Origin of the sequence: Acinetobacter sp. CIP 64.2, from assembly GCF_000369645.1 — a bacterium.
Lineage (GTDB): Bacteria > Pseudomonadota > Gammaproteobacteria > Pseudomonadales > Moraxellaceae > Acinetobacter.
Genome location: NZ_KB850122.1, coordinates 1,854,090 through 1,874,288 on the forward strand (window position 1 = coordinate 1,854,090; position 20,199 = coordinate 1,874,288).

Annotated in this window: 22 protein-coding genes; 12 read left to right on the top strand and 10 right to left on the bottom strand. The window is 42.1% G+C overall.

Going from position 1 to position 20,199, the window contains the following annotated elements:
- Window positions 1–23 precede the first annotated feature (23 nt).
- Window positions 24–629, top strand: coding sequence for a LysE family translocator (locus tag F895_RS02515; protein ID WP_005243793.1), 606 nt, complete (start codon window positions 24–26; stop codon window positions 627–629).
- 126 nt (window positions 630–755) lie between these two features.
- Here the strand turns inward: F895_RS02515 and F895_RS02510 are convergent, their stop codons facing one another.
- Both F895_RS02510 and F895_RS02505 read right to left on the bottom strand, forming a co-directional pair.
- Window positions 756–1,280: a YecA/YgfB family protein gene (locus F895_RS02510; protein WP_005243795.1), complete on the bottom strand. Its 525-nt coding sequence runs from the start codon at window positions 1,278–1,280 to the stop codon at window positions 756–758.
- Window positions 1,281–1,352: 72 nt separating this feature from the next.
- On the bottom strand, window positions 1,353–1,559 hold the full coding sequence (locus F895_RS02505) for a PA3496 family putative envelope integrity protein (protein WP_005243797.1): 207 nt from the start codon (window positions 1,557–1,559) through the stop codon (window positions 1,353–1,355).
- A gap of 346 nt (window positions 1,560–1,905) precedes the next feature.
- Between F895_RS02505 and rpoD the strand changes: the two genes are divergently transcribed.
- The 7 genes from rpoD (at window position 1,906) to F895_RS02470 (ending at window position 10,439) form a co-directional block, all read left to right on the top strand.
- Window positions 1,906–3,789, top strand: a complete 1,884-nt coding sequence (rpoD, locus tag F895_RS02500; RefSeq protein WP_005243800.1) for an RNA polymerase sigma factor RpoD — start codon at window positions 1,906–1,908, stop codon at window positions 3,787–3,789.
- A gap of 138 nt (window positions 3,790–3,927) precedes the next feature.
- The gene (locus tag F895_RS02495; protein WP_004652212.1) at window positions 3,928–4,215 is read left to right on the top strand and encodes a YbeD family protein; all 288 of its coding nucleotides are present in this window, start codon (window positions 3,928–3,930) and stop codon (window positions 4,213–4,215) included.
- A gap of 150 nt (window positions 4,216–4,365) precedes the next feature.
- A complete protein-coding gene (gene lipB / locus F895_RS02490; protein ID WP_005243802.1) occupies window positions 4,366–5,019 on the top strand; it encodes a lipoyl(octanoyl) transferase LipB in 654 nt (217 codons plus the stop codon).
- Window positions 5,020–5,100: 81 nt separating this feature from the next.
- Window positions 5,101–5,634 (top strand): hypothetical protein, encoded by a 534-nt coding sequence (locus F895_RS02485; RefSeq protein WP_005243804.1) that lies wholly within the window; start codon window positions 5,101–5,103, stop codon window positions 5,632–5,634.
- 1 nt (window position 5,635) lies between these two features.
- On the top strand, window positions 5,636–6,820 hold the full coding sequence (locus tag F895_RS02480; RefSeq protein ID WP_005243808.1) for an iron-containing alcohol dehydrogenase: 1,185 nt from the start codon (window positions 5,636–5,638) through the stop codon (window positions 6,818–6,820).
- A 268-nt stretch (window positions 6,821–7,088) separates the two neighbouring features.
- The gene (locus F895_RS02475; RefSeq protein ID WP_010589981.1) at window positions 7,089–8,483 is read left to right on the top strand and encodes an APC family permease; all 1,395 of its coding nucleotides are present in this window, start codon (window positions 7,089–7,091) and stop codon (window positions 8,481–8,483) included.
- Between the two features lie 333 nt (window positions 8,484–8,816).
- Window positions 8,817–10,439 (top strand): PT dipeptide repeat lipoprotein, encoded by a 1,623-nt coding sequence (locus tag F895_RS02470; RefSeq protein ID WP_005243819.1) that lies wholly within the window; start codon window positions 8,817–8,819, stop codon window positions 10,437–10,439.
- Between the two features lie 75 nt (window positions 10,440–10,514).
- Here the strand turns inward: F895_RS02470 and F895_RS02465 are convergent, their stop codons facing one another.
- On the bottom strand, window positions 10,515–11,069 hold the full coding sequence (locus F895_RS02465; protein WP_005243821.1) for a flavodoxin family protein: 555 nt from the start codon (window positions 11,067–11,069) through the stop codon (window positions 10,515–10,517).
- 117 nt (window positions 11,070–11,186) lie between these two features.
- Between F895_RS02465 and F895_RS02460 the strand changes: the two genes are divergently transcribed.
- A complete protein-coding gene (locus F895_RS02460; protein WP_005243824.1) occupies window positions 11,187–11,570 on the top strand; it encodes a winged helix-turn-helix transcriptional regulator in 384 nt (127 codons plus the stop codon).
- A 15-nt stretch (window positions 11,571–11,585) separates the two neighbouring features.
- Window positions 11,586–11,966, top strand: a complete 381-nt coding sequence (locus F895_RS02455) for a VOC family protein (RefSeq protein ID WP_005243825.1) — start codon at window positions 11,586–11,588, stop codon at window positions 11,964–11,966.
- A 9-nt stretch (window positions 11,967–11,975) separates the two neighbouring features.
- Here the strand turns inward: F895_RS02455 and F895_RS02450 are convergent, their stop codons facing one another.
- From F895_RS02450 to lolA, 5 genes are all read right to left on the bottom strand, one after another.
- Complete coding sequence (locus F895_RS02450) at window positions 11,976–12,446, bottom strand: tRNA (cytidine(34)-2'-O)-methyltransferase (RefSeq protein WP_005243828.1); 471 nt, start codon at window positions 12,444–12,446, stop codon at window positions 11,976–11,978.
- 65 nt (window positions 12,447–12,511) lie between these two features.
- Window positions 12,512–13,903: a siroheme synthase CysG gene (gene cysG / locus F895_RS02445; protein ID WP_005243830.1), complete on the bottom strand. Its 1,392-nt coding sequence runs from the start codon at window positions 13,901–13,903 to the stop codon at window positions 12,512–12,514.
- Between the two features lie 69 nt (window positions 13,904–13,972).
- Window positions 13,973–15,244, bottom strand: coding sequence for a serine--tRNA ligase (gene serS / locus F895_RS02440; RefSeq protein WP_004803122.1), 1,272 nt, complete (start codon window positions 15,242–15,244; stop codon window positions 13,973–13,975).
- A gap of 118 nt (window positions 15,245–15,362) precedes the next feature.
- Window positions 15,363–16,127 (bottom strand): RsiV family protein, encoded by a 765-nt coding sequence (locus tag F895_RS02435; RefSeq protein WP_005243832.1) that lies wholly within the window; start codon window positions 16,125–16,127, stop codon window positions 15,363–15,365.
- A 124-nt stretch (window positions 16,128–16,251) separates the two neighbouring features.
- Window positions 16,252–16,950: an outer membrane lipoprotein periplasmic chaperone LolA gene (lolA, locus tag F895_RS02430; RefSeq protein ID WP_005243833.1), complete on the bottom strand. Its 699-nt coding sequence runs from the start codon at window positions 16,948–16,950 to the stop codon at window positions 16,252–16,254.
- A 291-nt stretch (window positions 16,951–17,241) separates the two neighbouring features.
- Here lolA and F895_RS02425 point away from each other — a divergent pair, with 291 nt between their 5' ends.
- Window positions 17,242–18,105, top strand: a complete 864-nt coding sequence (locus tag F895_RS02425; protein WP_005243836.1) for a pirin family protein — start codon at window positions 17,242–17,244, stop codon at window positions 18,103–18,105.
- A gap of 75 nt (window positions 18,106–18,180) precedes the next feature.
- On the opposite strand, the gene rpmA is transcribed toward F895_RS02425, so the two are convergent.
- Together rpmA and rplU are read right to left on the bottom strand one after the other, a co-directional pair.
- The gene (rpmA, locus tag F895_RS02420; protein ID WP_004640422.1) at window positions 18,181–18,435 is read right to left on the bottom strand and encodes a 50S ribosomal protein L27; all 255 of its coding nucleotides are present in this window, start codon (window positions 18,433–18,435) and stop codon (window positions 18,181–18,183) included.
- An 18-nt stretch (window positions 18,436–18,453) separates the two neighbouring features.
- The gene (rplU, locus tag F895_RS02415; protein WP_004652230.1) at window positions 18,454–18,765 is read right to left on the bottom strand and encodes a 50S ribosomal protein L21; all 312 of its coding nucleotides are present in this window, start codon (window positions 18,763–18,765) and stop codon (window positions 18,454–18,456) included.
- A 448-nt stretch (window positions 18,766–19,213) separates the two neighbouring features.
- On the opposite strand from rplU, the gene sdsA reads away from it, so the two are divergent.
- Window positions 19,214–20,191 carry an All-trans-nonaprenyl-diphosphate synthase gene (gene sdsA, locus F895_RS02410; RefSeq protein ID WP_005243840.1) on the top strand — a complete coding sequence of 326 codons (978 nt, stop codon included), beginning with the start codon at window positions 19,214–19,216 and terminating at the stop codon, window positions 20,189–20,191.
- Window positions 20,192–20,199 lie beyond the last annotated feature (8 nt).

Here is a 20,199-nt window from a genome sequence, read left to right on the forward strand (position 1 = left end):
TGAAGCAATTTAGGAATAAATGAGTGAATGAAATCATTGCTGTGGGTTTGGTTACCCTGCTTGCAGTTATTAGTCCAGGTGCAGACTTTGCCCTTGTCACCCGAAACAGTTATCTCTATGGCCGCCATTTAGGCATGTGTACCGCCTACGGTATTGCAATGGGTGTCTGGGTACATATCAGTTATAGCTTGATTGGACTGAGCTTTTTACAACAATACATCCCCAGTTTAATTCAACTGATTCAATATATCGGTGCAGGCTATTTGATCTATATTGGTTATAAAACCTTTACACTCCCCCCCATTCTGTTTGACGAAAATAACTGTGATATCACGCGCTGGCAGGCCATCAGACATGGTTTCCTCACCAACAGTCTCAACCCCAAAACCACACTGTTTGTCATGAGCATTTATTCACAGGTGATGACCAGTGGCAACAACCTGCACACATTAATCGGATATGGTGTTTTTATCTCTGGCAGTCATTTGGTTTGGTTTTGCTTGGTTGCATTGTTTTGTTCCACACCGCTTATTCGCAACAGAATTCTCGCCCAACAAGTCAGTATTAATCGAGTCATTGGTTGCATCCTCAGTGCTTTAGGCATAGGTCTTTTTTTCACTCATTTTTAAATCTCCCTTTCAAGCGCAACAATCACAGCAAACGATTGGCATAAAAAAACGCCCTGCTCGGGCGTTTTCATCTTTAACTTGTTCGGTCATGCATGCACTATGCGAATCGCAGTGCAACATGTCACATCACGCTGGCGTGTGGTACATGAGATAGAGTTCATTTAAATTTTCAGGAATTTCTTCTGCCAATTCGTCCATCAACTGGCCATTACGGCGGAAAGATTCCATTTGTGGATCTTCTTCATCAATTCCGCTAAAGACCATGATCGGTAAAGTTAAATCGATCAGTTGCTCTTCAAATTCAGGCGCAAACCACGCTTCCTCATTAAGGAACATGGCATCAACAAAACCAACACTCCAATCGCCTAAGCTTGATTCAACATCTGCTTCTTCGATTTCAAATGGAAACTCGATTCCATTTTCATTGGCTAAATCCTGACGAATTGACTCCAGCCAAAGCTTGACCTGTTCAAGCACTTCGGCAGGAAGCTTGTTTTGATTACTCTCAAAAAGCTCATCTAACCAACGATCAAATTTTGGACCAACGGCAATTGCACACAAAAAGCCATGAGTCGCTGCGAAATCTAGACCGTATTCGTTTTGATCACCGTCAAGATAATTACTTAATAAGTCTAAATCTAACGTGCTCATTCTTTCATCCAATTTTAAAAATACATCGGCAACAGCATAACATTTTCAGACATGAAGTCTCAGCAATTTTGCTTAGTCTTCGTCATCAAGATCATCATCGTCGAAATCATAATCAAAATCTTTTAATTCTCGTTCTAAGCGACGTTGCGCTAACAACTCATCAATCAAACGACGTTTTTCTAATGATTCTTTGGCGCTGATTTTACCCGATGACTCATCAAAACTAACATCATCTTCACCGTAGTTATCATCATCTAATTCAAAATCTGTAGAAGACACTAAGTACCTCTAATGAAAAATATAAATGGGTCTAGCCGCTATTTATCGGTCTTCCGCACCCTTGTCAAGTTTTATTTGATTTTTTTGCTATAAAATCGTGTTTTGTACTTTTTTTCATCAGTTTTTTTGTGTATTTATAATCCAACAACGGCAACAATCAAAAAAAATCTTTAAGTAGGAATTGCTCTTGAAAAAATATGACTTAACCCCATATTCAAGTAACAAGCGTGAAAGCAAATCAATTTTTTATTTAAGGCAAACGGATCAAATCCAAAACATTCATCGTGAATTGTGCTATCATGCACGGTTTTTCACCGCCACAGATTCAACAAAAGAGTAAGCAAAGATGAGCGATATGAATTCCCCTACTTCGCAAGTAGCGGCTCTGATTAGCCGAGGCAAAGAACAAGGTTATTTAACTTACGCTGAGGTTAACGATCATCTACCAGACTCAATTACGGAAAGTGAGCAGATTGAAGACATCATCCAGATGCTTCAAGACGTTGGTATTCCAGTGCATGAACGTGCGCCTGAAACTGACGACACCATGTTTGGTGAATCAACTGAAGCAGCGGATGAAGTTGCCGAAGAAGAAGCTGCTGCCGTATTAGCATCGGTTGAAAGTGAGCCTGGTCGTACCACAGACCCTGTACGTATGTATATGCGTGAAATGGGTACGGTTGAACTTCTTACACGTGAAGGCGAGATTAGCATTGCAAAACGTATCGAAGAAGGTATTCGTGACGTTTTACACTCGATTGCTTACTGGCCAAATGCTGTTGAAGTTGTTTTACAAGAATATAATGACTTTTTAACTGGCGAGCGTCGTCTTGCCGATATTCTCTCTGGTTATTTAGACCCAGAAACTGACGAAGATATTCCTGAAGTTCTTGAAGAAGAAGCTGAAATTGAAGAAGAAGATAGTTCTTCTTCTAAAGGCAAAGATGTCAAGCTTGATGATGACGATGAAGAAGAAGAGTCTGAAGGTGATGATGATTCTGAAGGTGATTCAGGTCCAGATCCAGAAGTTGCCAAAGTTCGCTTCTCTGAATTGGAAGCAGCTTGGAATGAAACCAAATCTGTTGTAGCAAAACATGGTCGCAATAGCGAAGAAGCAAAAGCTGCCCTTGAAGCACTTGCTGCCGTATTTATGATGTTCAAATTCACGCCACGTTTATTTGACATCATTTCAGAAATGATTCGTGGTACACATGAGCAAATCCGTTCAAATGAACGTGAAATCATGCGTTATGCAGTGCGTCGTGGCCGTATGGACCGTAACCAGTTCCGTACCACCTTCCCTGAGCAAGAATCAAATCCAGCTTGGTTAGATGAGCAAATCGCGAAAGCACCTGCTGAAACCAAAGCACATTTGGAAAAAGTTCGTCCAGACGTGTTGGCATTCCAGCAAAAGATTGCCGATATCGAAAAAGACCTTGGTTTGAACGTGAAAGATATCAAAGATATCTCTAAACGTATGGCGGTTGGTGAAGCAAAAGCTCGCCGTGCCAAGAAAGAAATGGTTGAAGCGAACTTACGTTTGGTAATTTCGATTGCGAAAAAATATACCAACCGTGGCTTACAGTTCCTTGACTTGATTCAAGAAGGTAACATCGGTTTGATGAAAGCCGTAGACAAGTTTGAATACCGTCGTGGTTATAAATTCTCGACCTATGCAACTTGGTGGATTCGTCAGGCGATCACACGTTCGATTGCGGATCAGGCACGTACTATTCGTATTCCAGTACACATGATTGAGACCATCAACAAGATCAATCGTGTCTCTCGTCAACTTCTTCAAGAAATGGGCCGTGAACCGACTCCTGAAGAATTAGGTGAGCGTCTGGAAATGGACGAAGTTAAAGTTCGTAAAGTACTTAAAATCGCAAAAGAACCGATTTCGATGGAAACACCGATCGGTGATGATGAAGATTCGCATCTTGGTGACTTTATTGAGGACTCAAACATCACTTCACCAGTGGATGCTGCGACCTCAGAAGGCTTAAAAGAAGCGACTCGTGAAGTACTTGAAAACTTAACTGAACGTGAAGCGAAAGTATTGAAAATGCGTTTTGGTATTGATATGCCAACCGACCATACTTTAGAGGAAGTAGGTAAACAGTTTGACGTAACACGTGAACGTATTCGTCAGATTGAAGCGAAAGCATTACGTAAGCTTCGTCACCCTTCTCGTTCAGAACACTTACGTTCATTCCTGGAAAACGACTAATATTTGGGAAATCTTGTGCTAGAGCAATGCATGGTATTGATTTAGCGCAGGACTTGAAGTTCAACACTTCATCCCCATTTATGTATTAGATCAAAAGCGCCTGCACTGATGCAGGCGTTTCAAATTAAGAGGTTGCTCATGTTAGACCGCACTCCTTCTCGTGAATTACAAGAACATCTGTGGGTTTTCCCAATGGACTATCCAATCAAATTGATTGGTAATGCAGGGGATGAACTTCGAGTGGCTGTTGTTGATATTTTGCAGAAGCACTTCCCAGAATTTGATGGCGACACTGTAAAAGTTCAGCCTTCACGTACAGGTAAATACCACTCTTTAACCGCACAATTGCGCTTCGAAGAGTTAGAACAAGTTCATGCCTTATATGCTGATCTTGCAGCCTGTCCTTTAATTAAGACAGCGCTTTAATCAAAAAATCCAAAATGCGAAAGTGTTTTGGATTTTTTTTGCAATAAAAAATAAAGCACAACTTTTCAATCCATCCCTATTTATCTGACTCAAATCATTCCATAATTCAACGACCGATCCATTCAAAGCTGCCAAGGAAATTCTGCTGTAATGAGCGTTGCAAAACCGACTTTAATCATTCGCTGTTTTAAAGATCTACAAGATTACACGACTCGTTTTGAAGCCATGAAAGACTTCACAACCTATCGTGATGAAAACACTCCTGATGAAGTTTGGCTGCTACAACATCAAGATGTCTTGACCCAAGGACAAGCAGGTAAAGCAGAGCATATTCTGATGCACAGTCATTTACCGGTTGTACACACCGATCGTGGTGGACAGGTCACATGGCATGGCAAAGGTCAATTGGTTGCCTATTTCCTGTTCGACCTGAATCGCTTGAAATGGCATGTCCGCACCTTGGTTAGTTTTGCAGAACAAGCCATGATTGATCTGCTCAAACAATACAATATCGATGCCTATGCCAAACCTGATGCACCGGGCGTGTATGTGGATGAACGCAAAATCGGTTCCTTAGGTTTTAAAATCCGTCGTGGTCGTAGTTATCATGGCCTTGCCCTGAATATTGACTGTGACCTCACTGGCTTTCAAACCATCAATCCATGCGGTTACGCAGGCTTGGAAATGGTGCGTTTACAAGACTTGCTGCAAGATTACCCAAGCTTCGAACAACTGTGTACGGATTTTATTGGCTATTTAAAAGATACACAGCTCTTTAATGACCCTATAGTCAAATCTGAATAATTTACTTTTCAATTCCACAAAAATAAATTAGAGTAAATACTCTAAATTAGCTTTAGCATAATTTTAACAAGGGATAAGCAAGTGATTTCAACCAAAGCCGTGAAGCCCACCTTGCAATTTGCCTACGTCAAACTCATGATGGATGTTGTGGGTCGTGGCCTCGTAATGGCAAGCCAAGTGGATAATGAAGTACAACAGGAAGTGTCCAAGTTTCCTATTGGTTTTATCCTTTCAATGAATGTTTTCCCCAATGGACCTGCATTTGTTGCTCGAGTAACCGAAGAAAAACAATTAGAACTATTGTCCAATTACAAAGGCAAGCCTGATTTAACCATTACCTTCAAGCATCTAACTCATGCTTTTTTGGTATTTTCTTTTCAGGAAAGTACTGCACAAGCCTTTGCCAATGACCGTATGATTGCCGATGGTGATGTTTCAAGTGCGATTCGTCTAGTGCGTTGCTTGAATAAAATGGAAGCCCTGATCTTACCTAAGCTAATCGCTTCACTTGCAGTCAAACGCTACCCTGCTGAATTAACATTAAAAGAAAAATTCACGGGTGCCAAAAATATCTATCTTAAAGTCGCAAAATCATATCTGAAACGGAGCGCATAACATGGCTAAGCCTTATTACGAGTTTTTCTGTCCTGTAAAAGTCATTGCTGGTAACGCTGCCTTAGAGCATATCCCATTTGAACTTGCGACGCTTGGTGCAAAACGCCCCATGGTCATTACTGATAAAGGTGTGCGTGCCAATGGTTTACTCAGCCCAATTGAAGCAGCATTCAGTACCACCGATGCGGTGATTGGTGCGATCTTTGATGATGTTCCACCCGATTCAAGCTTGGAAGTGGTTCGCTTAGCCGCAGAACTGTATCGCAAGCAAAAATGTGATGCGATCATTGCGATTGGTGGTGGTTCTGTCATCGACACCTCTAAAGCAACCAATATCTTGGTGTCTGAAGGTGGTGACGATTTATTGCAATATTCAGGGGCACATAACCTACCAAAACCACTAAAACCTTTCTTTGTGATCCCAACAACGTCTGGTACAGGCTCGGAAGCCACTATGGTTGCCGTAGTTTCGGATACACAACGTAATGTCAAACTGGCTTTTGCCTCTTATTACTTGATGCCACATGCCGCGATTCTTGATCCACGCATGACCCAAACTTTACCGCCACATCTGACTGCCATGACTGGCATGGATGCACTGACGCACTGTGTCGAAGCCTATACCTGCTTAGCTGCTAACCCGCTCAGTGATGCCTATGCCAGTGCAGGCATTAAAAAGATCAGCGAAAATCTGTTCAAAGTTCTAGACAATCCAAGCGATGCACAAGGTCGTTTAGAACTGGCTCAAGCTTCTACCATGGCAGGGATTGCGTTCTCGAATTCAATGGTCGGTTTAGTTCATTCATTGGGTCATGCATTGGGCGCAGTTGCACATTTACCCCACGGTTTATGCATGAACTTATTCCTGCCCTACGTGCTGGATTACAACAAAGAAATTAATGGCGACAAGATTGGTGAGTTATTGTTGCCACTGGCGGGTGCTGATATTTATGCCCAAACACCAGCCAGCTTACGTGCAGACAAAGCCATTGCCACGATTCTGGCGATGCGTGATCGCTTATTCAGCCTGACCAAATTGCCACGTACTTTACGTGAAACAGGTAAAATCACTGAAGCACAACTGGATGAAGTTGCCGACAAGGCACTGAATGATGGTTCTATCATTTACAACCCGAAAGAAGCAAACTTGCAAGACATTCGTGCAATCTTACAAAAAGCATGGTAATACATTGAGTTAAATCAAGTATTCCTGCTTAAAAGCCCCGATATTGATTGAGTATCGGGGTTTTTTAATTTTAAGTGAATCTTTATTCATCTATTTCTTTACCCAATTGGCAAAAAAATTGCTAAAAAAAGCATAAAAGTACTGACAATTTATAGTGTTTTAGGATAGATTGGCGCACTTTCGTTTTTTGTACGGGGGATCGTTTTTGTCTCAAACGATCCTTAACACTATGGCTGATCTTTGATCAACGATTATGAGGATAACGCCGTTGACAAATTTATCTGGGACTCAACCAACAGCGAAGCTTCAAAAGAATCTTGTGCTTTGGCACATCATCATTATTGGCTTAGCTTATATTCAACCATTAACTTTATTTGATACATTTGGTTTAGTATCTGAAAGAAGTGGTGGTCATGTACCGACTTCCTACATATTTGCCTTAGTTGCAATTCTTTTAACGTCGATCAGTTATGGTCACATGATTCGTCGTTATCCGTCTTCTGGTTCTGCGTATACCTATGCCCAAAAGTCAATTCACCCTAATGTTGGTTTTATGGTGGGTTGGTCTTCGTGGTTAGATTATTTGCTCTCCCCTCTGGTGAATATCATTCTTGCTGATATTTATCTGCGAGCACTCTTCCCAGAAGTAAATAACTGGATTTGGGTAATTGCCTTAACCGTGCTCATGACCGTGATTAACCTGTTTGGTGCACGATTTGTCGCACGTTTTAACAGTACCATTGTGGTGATCCAGCTTGGTGTCATTTTCTACTTTGTATATCAGGTCTATATCCTGCTCACACAAGGTGTTTATGCCGATGGCACGCTGAATCCAGACAAAGCCGAGTTATGGTCGCTTGCGCCATTCTGGAATGAAGTGACCTCTGTCGGGGCGTTAATTGCAGGTGCGACCGTACTCTGCTTCTCGTTTACCGGGTTTGATGCGCTTTCTTCACTGGCAGAAGAAACCAAAGATGCTGAAAAAACCTTGCCACGTGCAATTTTCACCACAGCATTGCTTGCGGGTATCATCTTCATTGTCAGCACCTACTTTATTCAGCTTTACTTCCCAAGTAATCCGACGACCTATTTCAACCCACTGGATGAGTCTCAACCAGTCATGGTTGCAGCCATTGGTAGTCTGGCATTTAAGACTATGGTGCTCTACTTTGCAGTCGTGGCCGTGATGGCATCAGGTATTTCAGCACATGCAGGCGTATCACGTTTAATGTATGTAATGGGTCGTGATGGTGTGATCAATAAAAAATTATTCGGTCATATTAGCCCACGTTTACACACCCCAACTTACAACATCCTGATCGTTGGTGTTGTGGCTTTATCTGCGGGTTTCCTTGATCTTGAGCATATCGTGAACTTGATTAGCTTTGGTGCATTAACTGCATTTAGCTTTGTTAACTTCTCGGTGATTTCTCGCTATGCATTGAGAGATGGTAAGAACAAGACGCCAAAAGATATTATCAGCTACATTATTATTCCAACACTGGGTTTCGCCAGCGTGTTTATGATGTGGTTAGAAATTGATAAATTGGCTTTACAGATTGGTTTGGCTTGGGCCGTCATTGGTGTCGGTTATCTTGCCTACAAGACCAAAGGCTTCAAATACAATGCACCACAGCATAATGAATTTGATGACAGACACTAATTGTTAACGGAATAAAAAAGGCGCTAAATGCGCCTTTTTTATTATTTTAAATGAGAGATTAAAAAGCACTGTATAAAGACTGTGATTGAATCCCGATCAAAATAAAGAAGCTGTTCATAGACTGAATTTAAAATAATAAAAAATTAAAATTATCCAAGATTTCAGAGATAAAAATACTGAATAAAAACATTAAAAACCAATATAACAACCTAATGGGGCCTTTTGTTTATTTCCCTTTTAAAGCTGCATTATGATTAAAAAAATTTAACAAAATTCGAAAACAAAAAATCAAATTGATTTTTTAAACACCGAAAAACAGAGGGATTCAGAATAATGAAAAATATCGTGAAAGGAAGTAGCGTTGTGCTGCTTTCGGTAGCACTCAGTGCTTGTTGGTTTGACTCTGGTAGCGGCGGAGGTTCAAGCTCATCTGAACCTACTCCTACTCCTACTCCTACTCCTACTCCTACTCCTACTCCTACTCCTACTCCTACTCCTACTCCTACACCAACACCAACACCAACACCAACACCAACACCAACACCAACACCAACACCAACACCAACACCAACACCAGTATCTCAAACATTTGCAGGAACTTGGGAGTCTCCATATTGCTATCCAGCACCCAATAATTTCCGTCTAGTGATGGAAAATCATATCGTATCGAATAATTCATTTGATACACTTATTGAAGGAGAGCGTTATCAAGAAGCCAGTTGCTCAGGGGAAATTTTCGGAGATTTTCATCATGATGGCGGTCCTCGAGGCGTCTTGTATTACAGTATCAGCAACGCGCAACACAACAACAAAACCACCTTTTATCTAGCTCGGGTTAAAAGTTATGGCGATGATGATAGTAATTCCAAAGCAGCCGTACTGGCCTTTAAAGATGCAAATACACTTTGTTACTTTGAGACGTCAGAAACCGACGAAACCAAGATTGATCAGACCGTACAAGCCATGGACCCTAATCAATGCTGGAGAAGGTCTCCTCTTATACGCTTCCAAAGCCTGAAAGCCAATCCATTTATAACCACCAGTAGCTATGCATTCAAAGATCTGGAACCAACGCTAGCACGACTCAAAAATCAACTCGATGCCCAAGCCAATGTAGGTTTTAGACTAGCGGATGTTCGTATTGATACCAATGTCACATCTGATACCGCATCTGCTTTACTCACCTCAGACGAAATGAGAATGCGTAATCTGTATATCAAAGATAACGCAGCAAAAGCAGCAACATGGCAATATCAACTCGTTACAGCAAATACCGAGGGAACACCAGCGGAAAGATATAAGTTACTCAAAGCTCAGTTCAGCACTCAGGCCAACCAAGGTTTCCATTATCGGATGCAATATAAACTTGATAATAATAAGGGCACATTTAATATTTTTGAAAAACGCATGGGTGATACTGCGACCTATAGCGTAGATGACAAGCTGGTTGATGGCACTCTAGTGACCACAAGCAGCTGGACAAACTATGCAAATGAACTTGGCAAAAGTGGTTGTCGTTTGGATTTTGCAGGATTTGTGAATATTAACCAGTACGCTTTCTTATGTACCAATAGCAGCTTACATAATGCTACTTATGACTATCGTTGGTTTACTACAGATAGCAAGACCAACGCAGCTCAGATTAAAACCATTTTGGATCAACAAAAAGCAGCGGGCTATGTCTATCGTTTTATTGCTGAGGATGGCATGGGTAACCGTGGTTTAGTTGTGGAACGAAACAGCAGTAATAGTAATCTAGCGGATTTGGTCTACAAAGTATTTGATGGTAGTGTTCTAGATGATGATGAACCTGGTGCAAGCATTTATCTATATACACAGCGTCTGATTGGGCAGTCTTCACTCGGCTGGAATTTATGGGATGCTCCAATAACAGTTGCTAGTGGTATTTCCAGTGATCATACACTCACCATTTATGCCAGTCGGGCTAAAGAATAATTAATCGATTAAGAATCATAAGCAACTCACTAAAAGACCGCCTAAATTTGGCGGTCTTTTTATCATCTTAAAATCTTAACCATGCAATTTTTCAACAATCGACTTCACACGTTTTGCATAAAGTTTCGCTGTTTCCAAGTCCCCTGTCGGAATCTCATCGGTACTCGCATCCGATGGTGACTGAACCAGTAATCCAACTGAACCACCTAAATTGTTTATATCTTCACGTTTTGCATCTTTGGTATTGGCTGGTAACAACCCCAAACTCACCCAAATACCACCATGCTGAGAGGCCAAGGTTTGTAATTGAATCAAGGTCACTTGCTTATCACCATTCAAACTCGCGCTGTTTGTAAAACCTGCAAAGACTTTATCTTGCCAACCACGGGTAAACCAGATTTTTGAAGAAGCATCGGCAAATTTCTTAAACTGCCAAGGGGTTGCCGCCATATATGTCGGTGCGCCAAAAACAATACCCTGTGCATCATTCAAAGTCTGCCAGTCTTGCTCTGTGATCTCACCATTCTGATCAATTTCAATCAAAGCTGCATCAATTGCGCCTGCAAAAGTTTCAGCAACCACTTTGGTATGGCCATAGCCAGAGAAATATACAACTGCAATTTTTGTCATGGGATTATCCAAAATTTTTCAAAAGTTCGATTTAATGATATATTTTAGAAACTAGGTGTCAATTAGTTACCTATTGGTAACTACGGGCATCATATTGTAGAAATGAGGGTTGTCGCCATGAATCAGGCATTAAAATATGATATTTATCAACAACATTGTCCTGCTCGTTTATTTTTTGAAAAAATTGCAGACAAATGGGTTTTATTGATTATCAATACACTCGCCCGAGATACCCAACATTTCAATTTACTCAAAAAGAGCATTCAAGGCATCTCACCTAAAGTATTGTCACAGAAACTAAAAATGCTGGAACGTGATGGCTTTATTCAAAGACAAGTACAAGATACGGCACCGATTCGAGTCGATTATTCACTCACACCACTCGGTCTGGAAGTTGCAGAAATGGCGTACCAACTCAAAGATTGGGCTGAAAGTAACATCGAACAAGTAATATACGCTCAACAACGTTTTGATACGATACAGCAACAACAATTCGAATAATTTCGTGAGATGCATATGTACCCACAGCCTTTGATTGCGGTAGCCGATGTTGAGAAAACCAGCCTGTGGTATCAAACGGTACTGGGTTTAAAGAGCGGACATGGTGGCAGAGAATATGAACAATTGCTGTTTGGACAGTGCATGGTGCTGCAATTGCATCAATGGCAAGCCCATGACCACTCACATATCGGAGACCCGAAACGGGTAGTTGGTAACGGCGTTTTACTTTGGTTTGAAAGTACTCAATTTGATGAGATTGTAGAGAATTTACAAACTCATCAAGTCGAAATTTTAGAAGGCCCCAGATACAATCCCAATGCACATCACCGAGAGATTTGGTTTAAAGATCTGAATGGTTATACGTTGGTTGTGGCCAGCCCGTATGGTGATCTCTAAGCTGCGAAACTAGAGTTGTTTAAACCCCTGTTGTCGCCACGCTTCATAGACAATCACGGCAGTTGCATTCGAAAGGTTTAAGCTTCTTGAATTTTCCGCCATCGGCAAACGAATCCATTGCTCTTGCGGGAACATCAAACGCACCTGCTCTGGCAGACCACGGGTTTCAGGCCCCATCAACAAAGCAACTGGGCGATTCAGATTAACCGTATGCGGTGTCGCTGTCCCTTTGGTGGTAAGCGGAAAGACATGCTCAACGCCTTTGGTTTTTAAGTCGGCAAGACAAAGTTCGATATTGTCCCAGATTTGCATTCTCGCCCACTCGTGGTAATCCAGACCTGCACGCTTCAACTTCTTATCATCCAGCTCAAAACCCAATGGTTTGACTAAATGTAGCTGCGCACCTGTATTGGCACATAAACGAATGATATTACCTGTATTCGCTGGAATCTCAGGCTCATATAGAACGACATGAATCACAAATTTTCTCTACTTTAAAATTTCCCCTAGCCCCTCTTTAAAAAAGAGGGGGACTCCTCCCTTTTTTAAAGGGAGGTTGGGAGGGATTGCCATTTTAACTGTTCACGTAGACTCACCACTTCACCAATAATGGTTAAAGTCGGTGCTACGATCTGATGTTCAGATACTTTGGTTGCGATGTCTGCCAATGTACCTACCACCACTTTTTGCTCAGGGGTAGTACCTTTGGAAATTAAAGCCACAGGCATGCTTGGACGCTGGCCATGGGCTATCAATTGCTCACAAATACGTTCCAAACCGACCAGTCCCATATAAAGGACTAAAGTTTGGTTTTCGTAAACCAGTTCATTCCAAGGTAACTCAGGTGAGCCTTCTTTTAAATGCCCTGTCAGGAAACGCACACTTTGCGCATAATCACGATGGGTTAGTGGAATACCCGCATAAGCCGAACAACCTGAAGCTGCGGTAATCCCCGGCACAACTTGGAACGTCACATTGGCTTCCACCAACTCTTGAATTTCCTCTCCACCACGCCCAAAGATAAAAGGATCACCACCTTTTAAGCGGCATACACGTTTACCTTGTTGCGCATAATCTACCAATAAGGCGTTGATACCATCTTGTGGAACAGAATGATTAGAACGTGCTTTACCCACATAAATCTTTTCAGCATCACGGCGACACAAATCTAGAATCGGTGCTGATACCAAACGGTCATAAATCACCACATCGGCTTGTTGCATCAAACGTAAGGCTTTTAAAGTCAGCAGTTCTGGATCACCCGGCCCAGCTCCCACCAAATACACCTCACCTTTCGGCGCAGTCCATTCTGTTAAAGCCTGCTCAATCAGATCATTGGCTACATCGATATTATCATTGAAAACCTGTTCTTTCAGCGGGCTGGCATACAGGTTTTCCCAGAAGACACGGCGTTCGTCTGGATTGGCAATTTTGGCTTTGACTTGCTTACGCCACTGGCCTGAAAATTCAGCCAATTTGCCCATACCATGCGGCACAATGGTTTCGATCTGAGTACGTAGCTGTCTGGATAACACGGGTGATGCGCCATTGGAAGCCACCGAGATTACCAAGGGCGAGCGATCAATAATCGCAGGCACCATAAAGCGACAATGCGGAATATCATCAACACTATTCACCAGCAGATGACGCTGTTCACACTGTTCAAATACACTTTTATTGACTTCGGGCTGATCTGTCGCAGCAATCACCAAGCGATAAGGCGTTGCCAAAACAGTTTCAGAAAAAGGCGCTTGAATGTATTGCCCTGTCGATTGCTCAACCAGTTGGCGTAATTCAGGAAGGATGTCTGGTGCAATCACATCGACAATTGCACCAGCTTTGACGAGCAGGCTTGCTTTGCGGTAGGCAATATGCCCACCACCCACAATCAGACCACGTTGCTGCTGCAACTTTAAAGAGATTGGGAAAATTTCCACATCACGCCTCTATATTTTCAATCTGACTGAGCTCAAGCAAAAACGATGCACACACATTCGATGCAAAGTTTAGTCGATATAGCTAACACCGCCCATATATGGACGTAAAACTTCTGGAATCTCGATTGAACCATCAGCACGTTGATAGTTTTCCATCACCGCAAGCAAGGTACGACCCACCGCTAAACCTGAACCATTCAAGGTATGCACCAATTCGATCTTCTTCTGATCGACACGGTAGCGTGCTTTCATACGGCGTGCTTGGAAATCGCCCATATTTGAGCAGCTTGAAATTTCACGATAGGTATCTTGGCTTGGTACCCAGACTTCTAGGTCATAGGTTTTAACTGCGCCAAAGCCCATGTCACCACCACAGAGCAAAATCTTACGGTACGGTAAGCCCAATGCCTGCAAAATACCCTCTGCGTGTGCAGTCAATTCTTCAAGTGCCTGCATAGAGTGCTCTGGTTTCACGATTTGCACCATTTCGACCTTGTCGAATTGGTGTTGGCGAATCAAACCACGGGTATCACGACCATAAGAACCTGCTTCGCTACGGAAACATGGGGTATGTGCAGAATATTTCAGTGGTAAACGATCAGCATCAATAATTTCGTCACGAACGAAGTTGGTTACTGGCACTTCAGCCGTTGGAATCAGGTAATACTCTTTTTCACCTTGTAGCTTGAATAAATCTTCTTCAAACTTAGGCAGTTGACCTGTACCACGTAAGCTGTCTGCATTGACCAAATATGGGACATAAGCTTCGGTATAGCCATTTTTAAGCGTATGTGTATCCAGCATGAACTGAGCCAAAGCACGTTGTAAACGCGCCAAAGGACCTTTCAAAACACTGAAACGTGAGCCTGTTAATTTGGTCGCAGTTTCAAATTCCAGACCACCCATCATTTCACCAAGGTCGGTATGATCTTTAATCTCGAAATCAAATTGACGTGGTGTGCCCCATTTTAAGATTTCAAGGTTATCGCTTTCATCTTTACCAAAGGGAACAGATTCATCAGGCAAGTTTGGAATCGCCAATGATTTTTGCTCAAGCTCGGCTTGCAACTCAGCTAAAGCCACTTCCGCAGCTTTAATCTCATCACCAATGGCTGCCATACGCGCCATGATTTCAGAAGCGTCTCCACCCGACTTTTTGATTTGACCGACTTGCTTGGCACCCGCATTACGCTCAGCTTGCAAGTTTTCAGCTTTGGATTGCAAATCTTTACGGCGAGCTTCTAAATCAGCCCACTCTTGCACATTTAGCTGAATACCACGTTTTGCCAAAGCAGCGTTGACCGCTTCGATATTATTTCTAAGTAATTTTGGGTCGATCATAATCAATCATGAATAGAGAAAAAAACTGGCTATAGTGTAAGGCTTTAACCTAAAAAAATACAGCGATTGGCAACAAAGTCTCAGCATCTACACCTGAGATGTAGATGCTGGAGAAGAACTAGTTTGGATCTTTAGGCAGGCTCGGTAAATATTCCGCCTTCACAAACTGTTTGGCAGCATAATATGGCAACGTCAATTCACTCATGCCTTCAGCATAGGACGCCAGTTCATACAGCGGATAAACAAATACGATACCATTCACACCATAATAATAGTTATCGCTGACCTGGAGTTGCTCTTTCTTGATGCTATGGTCTTCGAGCCAGTTTTGATTGGATGCATACAGTTCATCACGCAGTTTGGTATTCATATCAGGCTTGAGCAATTCACTGACCGTGATATGTTTTTTATTGCTCAAATCAAAATTCACAAATTCTTGATGTGACATACCATGTGCCGCCCCCGCAGAGTAGGAATAAGTCTGGATCGCAAAAGTCGCTAGATTATAATTTTGCCCAATAAAACGCACATAAGTACTGCTTTCACTTTGCGATGGCTCATCCGCTGGAACTTTTACTTTTTGATCCGCAATATTGGAAAATGCATTTGGCTCGGCCTTTTTCATCCGGTTTACGAAATAGTCATCAATCCATTTCTGATTAGTTTCAACTGTTTGTAAATCATAAGTAGTGCAGCCATCCTCTAGACACACTTTTTGTTTTGGCAGTTTAACCGCCACGACTTTTGCATGAATCAATGGAATATCCACTTTTTCCGTTGTCGCTGAACTGTCCTTTTTGGGTTGGCAACCCGCAAGTGCAACAACTGTCAGAATTGGGAGCAGTGGAATCATTTTTGATAATTGTGAAGTCTTCATCGTCATGCAAGTCTCTGATGTTTTTCTTCACTATACAAAGCCTTGCCCAGAGATGAAATTAAAAAATGTATCCAGAATTCGCCCAGAAAAAAAGCCGCAACAGTTGCGGCTTTTTAGAGGAGGCAATCGATTACTGATCAATAATATCGGTGCCTTTAGGTGGGGTAAAATTAAACACCGAAGCTGGAATCGGCTGATTCACTTTCAGGTTGCTAAAACGCACATAAGTGGTCTGACCTAAAGAGTCCTGTAATACCATCAAGTTTGGCGCTTTATTCGCTCCAAAACTAATGGTCAGACTTTGGAAAGCCCCATCTTCCTGTTTTGGATACAAGGTGTAATACAACTTGGTGCGGTCAGGCTGAGTCACACGATATGTTTGCATGATCTGATTGGTATTACCTGACAACAACAAGGCAGGCGTATTGGCAATTTGGTCATCCAGACTTTGACGTACCGCTTGCTGTAAGTCTGGATCATAAATCCACACCACTTTACCTGTAGTCACGATCGTTTGTTTTGCCGGACTCGTGGTCTCCCAATAGAACTTTCCAGGACGCTCAACTTTCATCGTCCCCTTAAAAGCCTGATTCATATGTTGAGCAGTTAAACCCTTTTTTTGTACTGCTTTATTACTGGTTGCCACTTTTGTGGTTTGTTCAAAATCTGCGGTGAATCGTTGCAAGCCAGATAGCTGTTGAACCAAACTGGTCGTGGCTTGCTGGGCCGATGCAGCAACTGGTGCAGCGAAGACCTGACTACTCACAACAGGAGCAAGTGTCATTGCACTTAACGTTGCAGCATAAGCCATTTTTTTTACGAAATTCATAAAAACAACCTTCTATCAGATTTCTACTGGTATGACGACATCTTACTGTTTTTGATCATTAAAAAAATGAAGAAAAGCAATGGTTTTGTGTAATTCGTGTCGCAAAGTTCTGCATTATGTATGAAGTTACAGCCTTTATGTAGAGATTGTAAGAACGAAAATTAACTTTTCGACCATTCACCAGTGGCATTCGTCAATGTCCGATCAGGGAAAATTATTGATCAGCTTGAATCTAGACGAATCATCAACATTTGCTAAGCTAAAAACCAATGATTTTAACTCGTATCATTCATGAAAAGTCTTGCCTTTATTCACCGTAATGACACTCGATTTGCGATTGGTGATTTTTATCCAGCTCTTTCCGTGTTCTCTTATCAAGAGCTGGGCAATACCACCTCCCCCTTTTTATTGCTAGATCACCTAGGGCCAGGGCGCTTGGCGCCAAAAAGCAGTAAAAAAGGCGTGAATGAACATCCACACCGTGGTTTTGAAACGGTGACATTTGTGTTTGCGGGCGAACTACAACACCAAGACTCAACCGGGCAAGGCGGAATCATCGGACAAGGTGATGTGCAATGGATGACTGCAGCCTCTGGCATTCAGCATACAGAACATTTTAGCCCTGCCTTTCGTGAACGGGGCGGATACTTTGAAATGCTGCAATTATGGGTCAACCTTCCCGCAAAAGATAAGATGTCTCCACCGCGTTATCAAAGTTTATTGAATCACACCATCCCTAAAGTACCACTCGAACAAGATGCAGGCTATGTGCGGATTGTGGCGGGACAGTTTCAAAATATTCAGGGCATAGCACAAACATTTAGCCCGATGCAGGTCTTAGACGTTCATTTAAATAAAGGGCATCCGTTAATACTTCCTGCCCAGCATGGCGACAGCACTTTAATTTATCTCCGTAAAGGTAAGCTTCAATTCACTGAACATGAAGACATTTTGGAAGAACAAGCCTTAGCGGTAATGTCGAGCTTTGATACCGATGTTGCAATTACGGCATTAGAGGATAGTGATCTGTTATTTTTATCTGCACCACCCTTGCAGGAGCCGATCAATGGACATGGCTTTTTTGTGATGAACAGTTATGCGGAAATTTTACAGGCCTATGAGGATTTAAAAAGCGGGGCTTTTGGGAAATCTTAAAACCAATACATACTGCAAAAATCCAGTACATATAAAAAAACCCGCTAAAAGCGGGTTTTTTCGAACTATTAAAACTTAAGCTTCAACAGTTACATAGCGACGGCCAAATTGACCTTTCACTTCAAATTTTACTACGCCGTCAGCAGTAGCAAATAAAGTATGGTCACGGCCCATACCAACATTTGCACCAGCGTGGAATTCTGTACCACGTTGACGAACGATGATGTTACCAGCAGTTACAGTTTGACCACCGTAAACTTTAACACCTAACATCTTAGGATTCGAATCACGACCGTTCTTCGTCGATCCACCGGCTTTTTTAGTTGCCATGTCTATTTACTCCTCGTATTAGCCTGCGATACCAGTAATTTTCAACTCGGTAAACCATTGACGGTGACCTTGTTGCTTACGGTAGTGTTTACGACGACGCATTTTGATGATGCGGATTTTGTCGTGACGACCATGGCCAACTACTTCTGCAGTTACTTTTGCGCCAGCTACAACTGGAGCACCGATTTGAATGTTGTCACCGTTAACAACCATTAATACGTCATCAAACGTAATAGTCGCGCCAGTTTCAGCTTTCAATAATTCTACTTTAAGGGTTTCACCCTCAACAACACGGTGCTGTTTACCACCGCTTTGGATTACTGCGTACATAATGTACTCCAACTTGCCCGTGTCGTCGTGTCGATAAAGGGATATACCGATCTTAAGACGAACGCCACTGGGGTTATACAAGGGGACAAATTTTAAGTGAAAATTGATCAAACAACAAGTGATTTTACATAAACATATGGATATCGTTAACTTGTTTGAATTTTTGAGCAAAATCAATTAGATTGATGACGAACTGTTTTGATTGCTTCTGATCAAAATTTGAAATACATTTAAAAAAACAAATTGCAACGATAACAAGCTGTGTTTTTACAACGCCATAATTAAAGTGATGGCATTCGGTGGGAAACTCCCTTTTCTGTCTAAATTAAGACCAAAAAACTCACCATCGTGTCTTAAATGACGGATTACACAGTCTGTATAACTGTTAAGTGGCCGATTAATTGATACACTTGGCAACATTACCCACCTATACGAGGTTTTTCTTCATATGGTTATCGATTTTAAGCAAGACATTCTCTCCCCTGTTGCGACAGATTTTGCTGCGATGGATCGCCTCATTAATGAAGGAATTAGCTCTAAAGTCGGTTTAGTGATGAGTGTCAGCAAGCATGTCGTAGAAGCAGGCGGTAAACGTATGCGTCCGATCATGTGCTTACTCGCTGCGCGTGCCTGCGGTCTAGCCAATATGCAACAAGCACAACACTTGGCAGCCGTGATTGAAATGCTACATACCGCGACCTTGGTGCATGACGATGTCGTAGATGAATCGAGCCTACGCCGTGGTCGCCCCACTGCAAATGCAACCTGGAACAACCAGACTGCTGTTTTGGTCGGTGACTTTCTGATTTCAAGAGCTTTTGATTTATTGGTCGATTTAAATAATATGACCTTATTAAAAGATTTTTCAACAGGAACCTGTGAAATCGCAGAAGGTGAAGTATTACAGCTGCAATCTCAGCACCAGCCAGAAACCACTGAAGAAACCTGTTTAAGAATTATCCACGGTAAAACCTCCCGTCTATTTGAGCTCGCCACCGAAGGCGCAGCCATTTTGGCAGGGACGGAAGAATATCGTGAACCTTTGCGTCGCTTCGCAGGTCATTTTGGTAATGCCTTTCAAATTATTGACGATATTTTAGATTACACCTCTGATGCAGAAACATTAGGTAAAAATATTGGTGATGATTTAATGGAAGGCAAGCCGACTTTACCGTTAATTTCAGCATTAGCGCATTCAACTGGTGATGATCACGAGATCATTCGTCGTAGTATTGCAACGGGTGGTGTGGAGCATTTAGATAAAGTGATTGAAATTGTTCATCACTCAGGTGGCCTAGATTACTGTCAAAAACGTGCCCAACAAGAAACGGATGCCGCTTTAGAGGCGTTAAAAGCGCTACCAGATAATGAATATCGCCAAGCACTGATCAATTTGACTTTAATGGCTTTACATCGACTACAATAATTTTCTGA

What these genes read in the sequence shown, in the direction of transcription:
- F895_RS02510 (WP_005243795.1), bottom strand. Translation starts at nt 1,280, where the DNA reads ATGAGCACGTTAGATTTAGACTTATTAAGTAATTATCTTGACGGTGAT.
- rpoD (WP_005243800.1), top strand. Translation starts at nt 1,906, where the DNA reads ATGAGCGATATGAATTCCCCTACTTCGCAAGTAGCGGCTCTGATTAGC.
- F895_RS02495 (WP_004652212.1), top strand. Translation starts at nt 3,928, where the DNA reads ATGTTAGACCGCACTCCTTCTCGTGAATTACAAGAACATCTGTGGGTT.
- lipB (WP_005243802.1), top strand. Translation starts at nt 4,366, where the DNA reads ATGAGCGTTGCAAAACCGACTTTAATCATTCGCTGTTTTAAAGATCTA.
- F895_RS02480 (WP_005243808.1), top strand. Translation starts at nt 5,636, where the DNA reads ATGGCTAAGCCTTATTACGAGTTTTTCTGTCCTGTAAAAGTCATTGCT.
- F895_RS02470 (WP_005243819.1), top strand. Translation starts at nt 8,817, where the DNA reads ATGAAAAATATCGTGAAAGGAAGTAGCGTTGTGCTGCTTTCGGTAGCA.
- F895_RS02465 (WP_005243821.1), bottom strand. Translation starts at nt 11,069, where the DNA reads ATGACAAAAATTGCAGTTGTATATTTCTCTGGCTATGGCCATACCAAA.
- F895_RS02460 (WP_005243824.1), top strand. Translation starts at nt 11,187, where the DNA reads ATGAATCAGGCATTAAAATATGATATTTATCAACAACATTGTCCTGCT.
- F895_RS02455 (WP_005243825.1), top strand. Translation starts at nt 11,586, where the DNA reads ATGTACCCACAGCCTTTGATTGCGGTAGCCGATGTTGAGAAAACCAGC.
- serS (WP_004803122.1), bottom strand. Translation starts at nt 15,244, where the DNA reads ATGATCGACCCAAAATTACTTAGAAATAATATCGAAGCGGTCAACGCT.
- F895_RS02435 (WP_005243832.1), bottom strand. Translation starts at nt 16,127, where the DNA reads ATGACGATGAAGACTTCACAATTATCAAAAATGATTCCACTGCTCCCA.
- lolA (WP_005243833.1), bottom strand. Translation starts at nt 16,950, where the DNA reads ATGAATTTCGTAAAAAAAATGGCTTATGCTGCAACGTTAAGTGCAATG.
- F895_RS02425 (WP_005243836.1), top strand. Translation starts at nt 17,242, where the DNA reads ATGAAAAGTCTTGCCTTTATTCACCGTAATGACACTCGATTTGCGATT.
- rpmA (WP_004640422.1), bottom strand. Translation starts at nt 18,435, where the DNA reads ATGGCAACTAAAAAAGCCGGTGGATCGACGAAGAACGGTCGTGATTCG.
- rplU (WP_004652230.1), bottom strand. Translation starts at nt 18,765, where the DNA reads ATGTACGCAGTAATCCAAAGCGGTGGTAAACAGCACCGTGTTGTTGAG.
- sdsA (WP_005243840.1), top strand. Translation starts at nt 19,214, where the DNA reads ATGGTTATCGATTTTAAGCAAGACATTCTCTCCCCTGTTGCGACAGAT.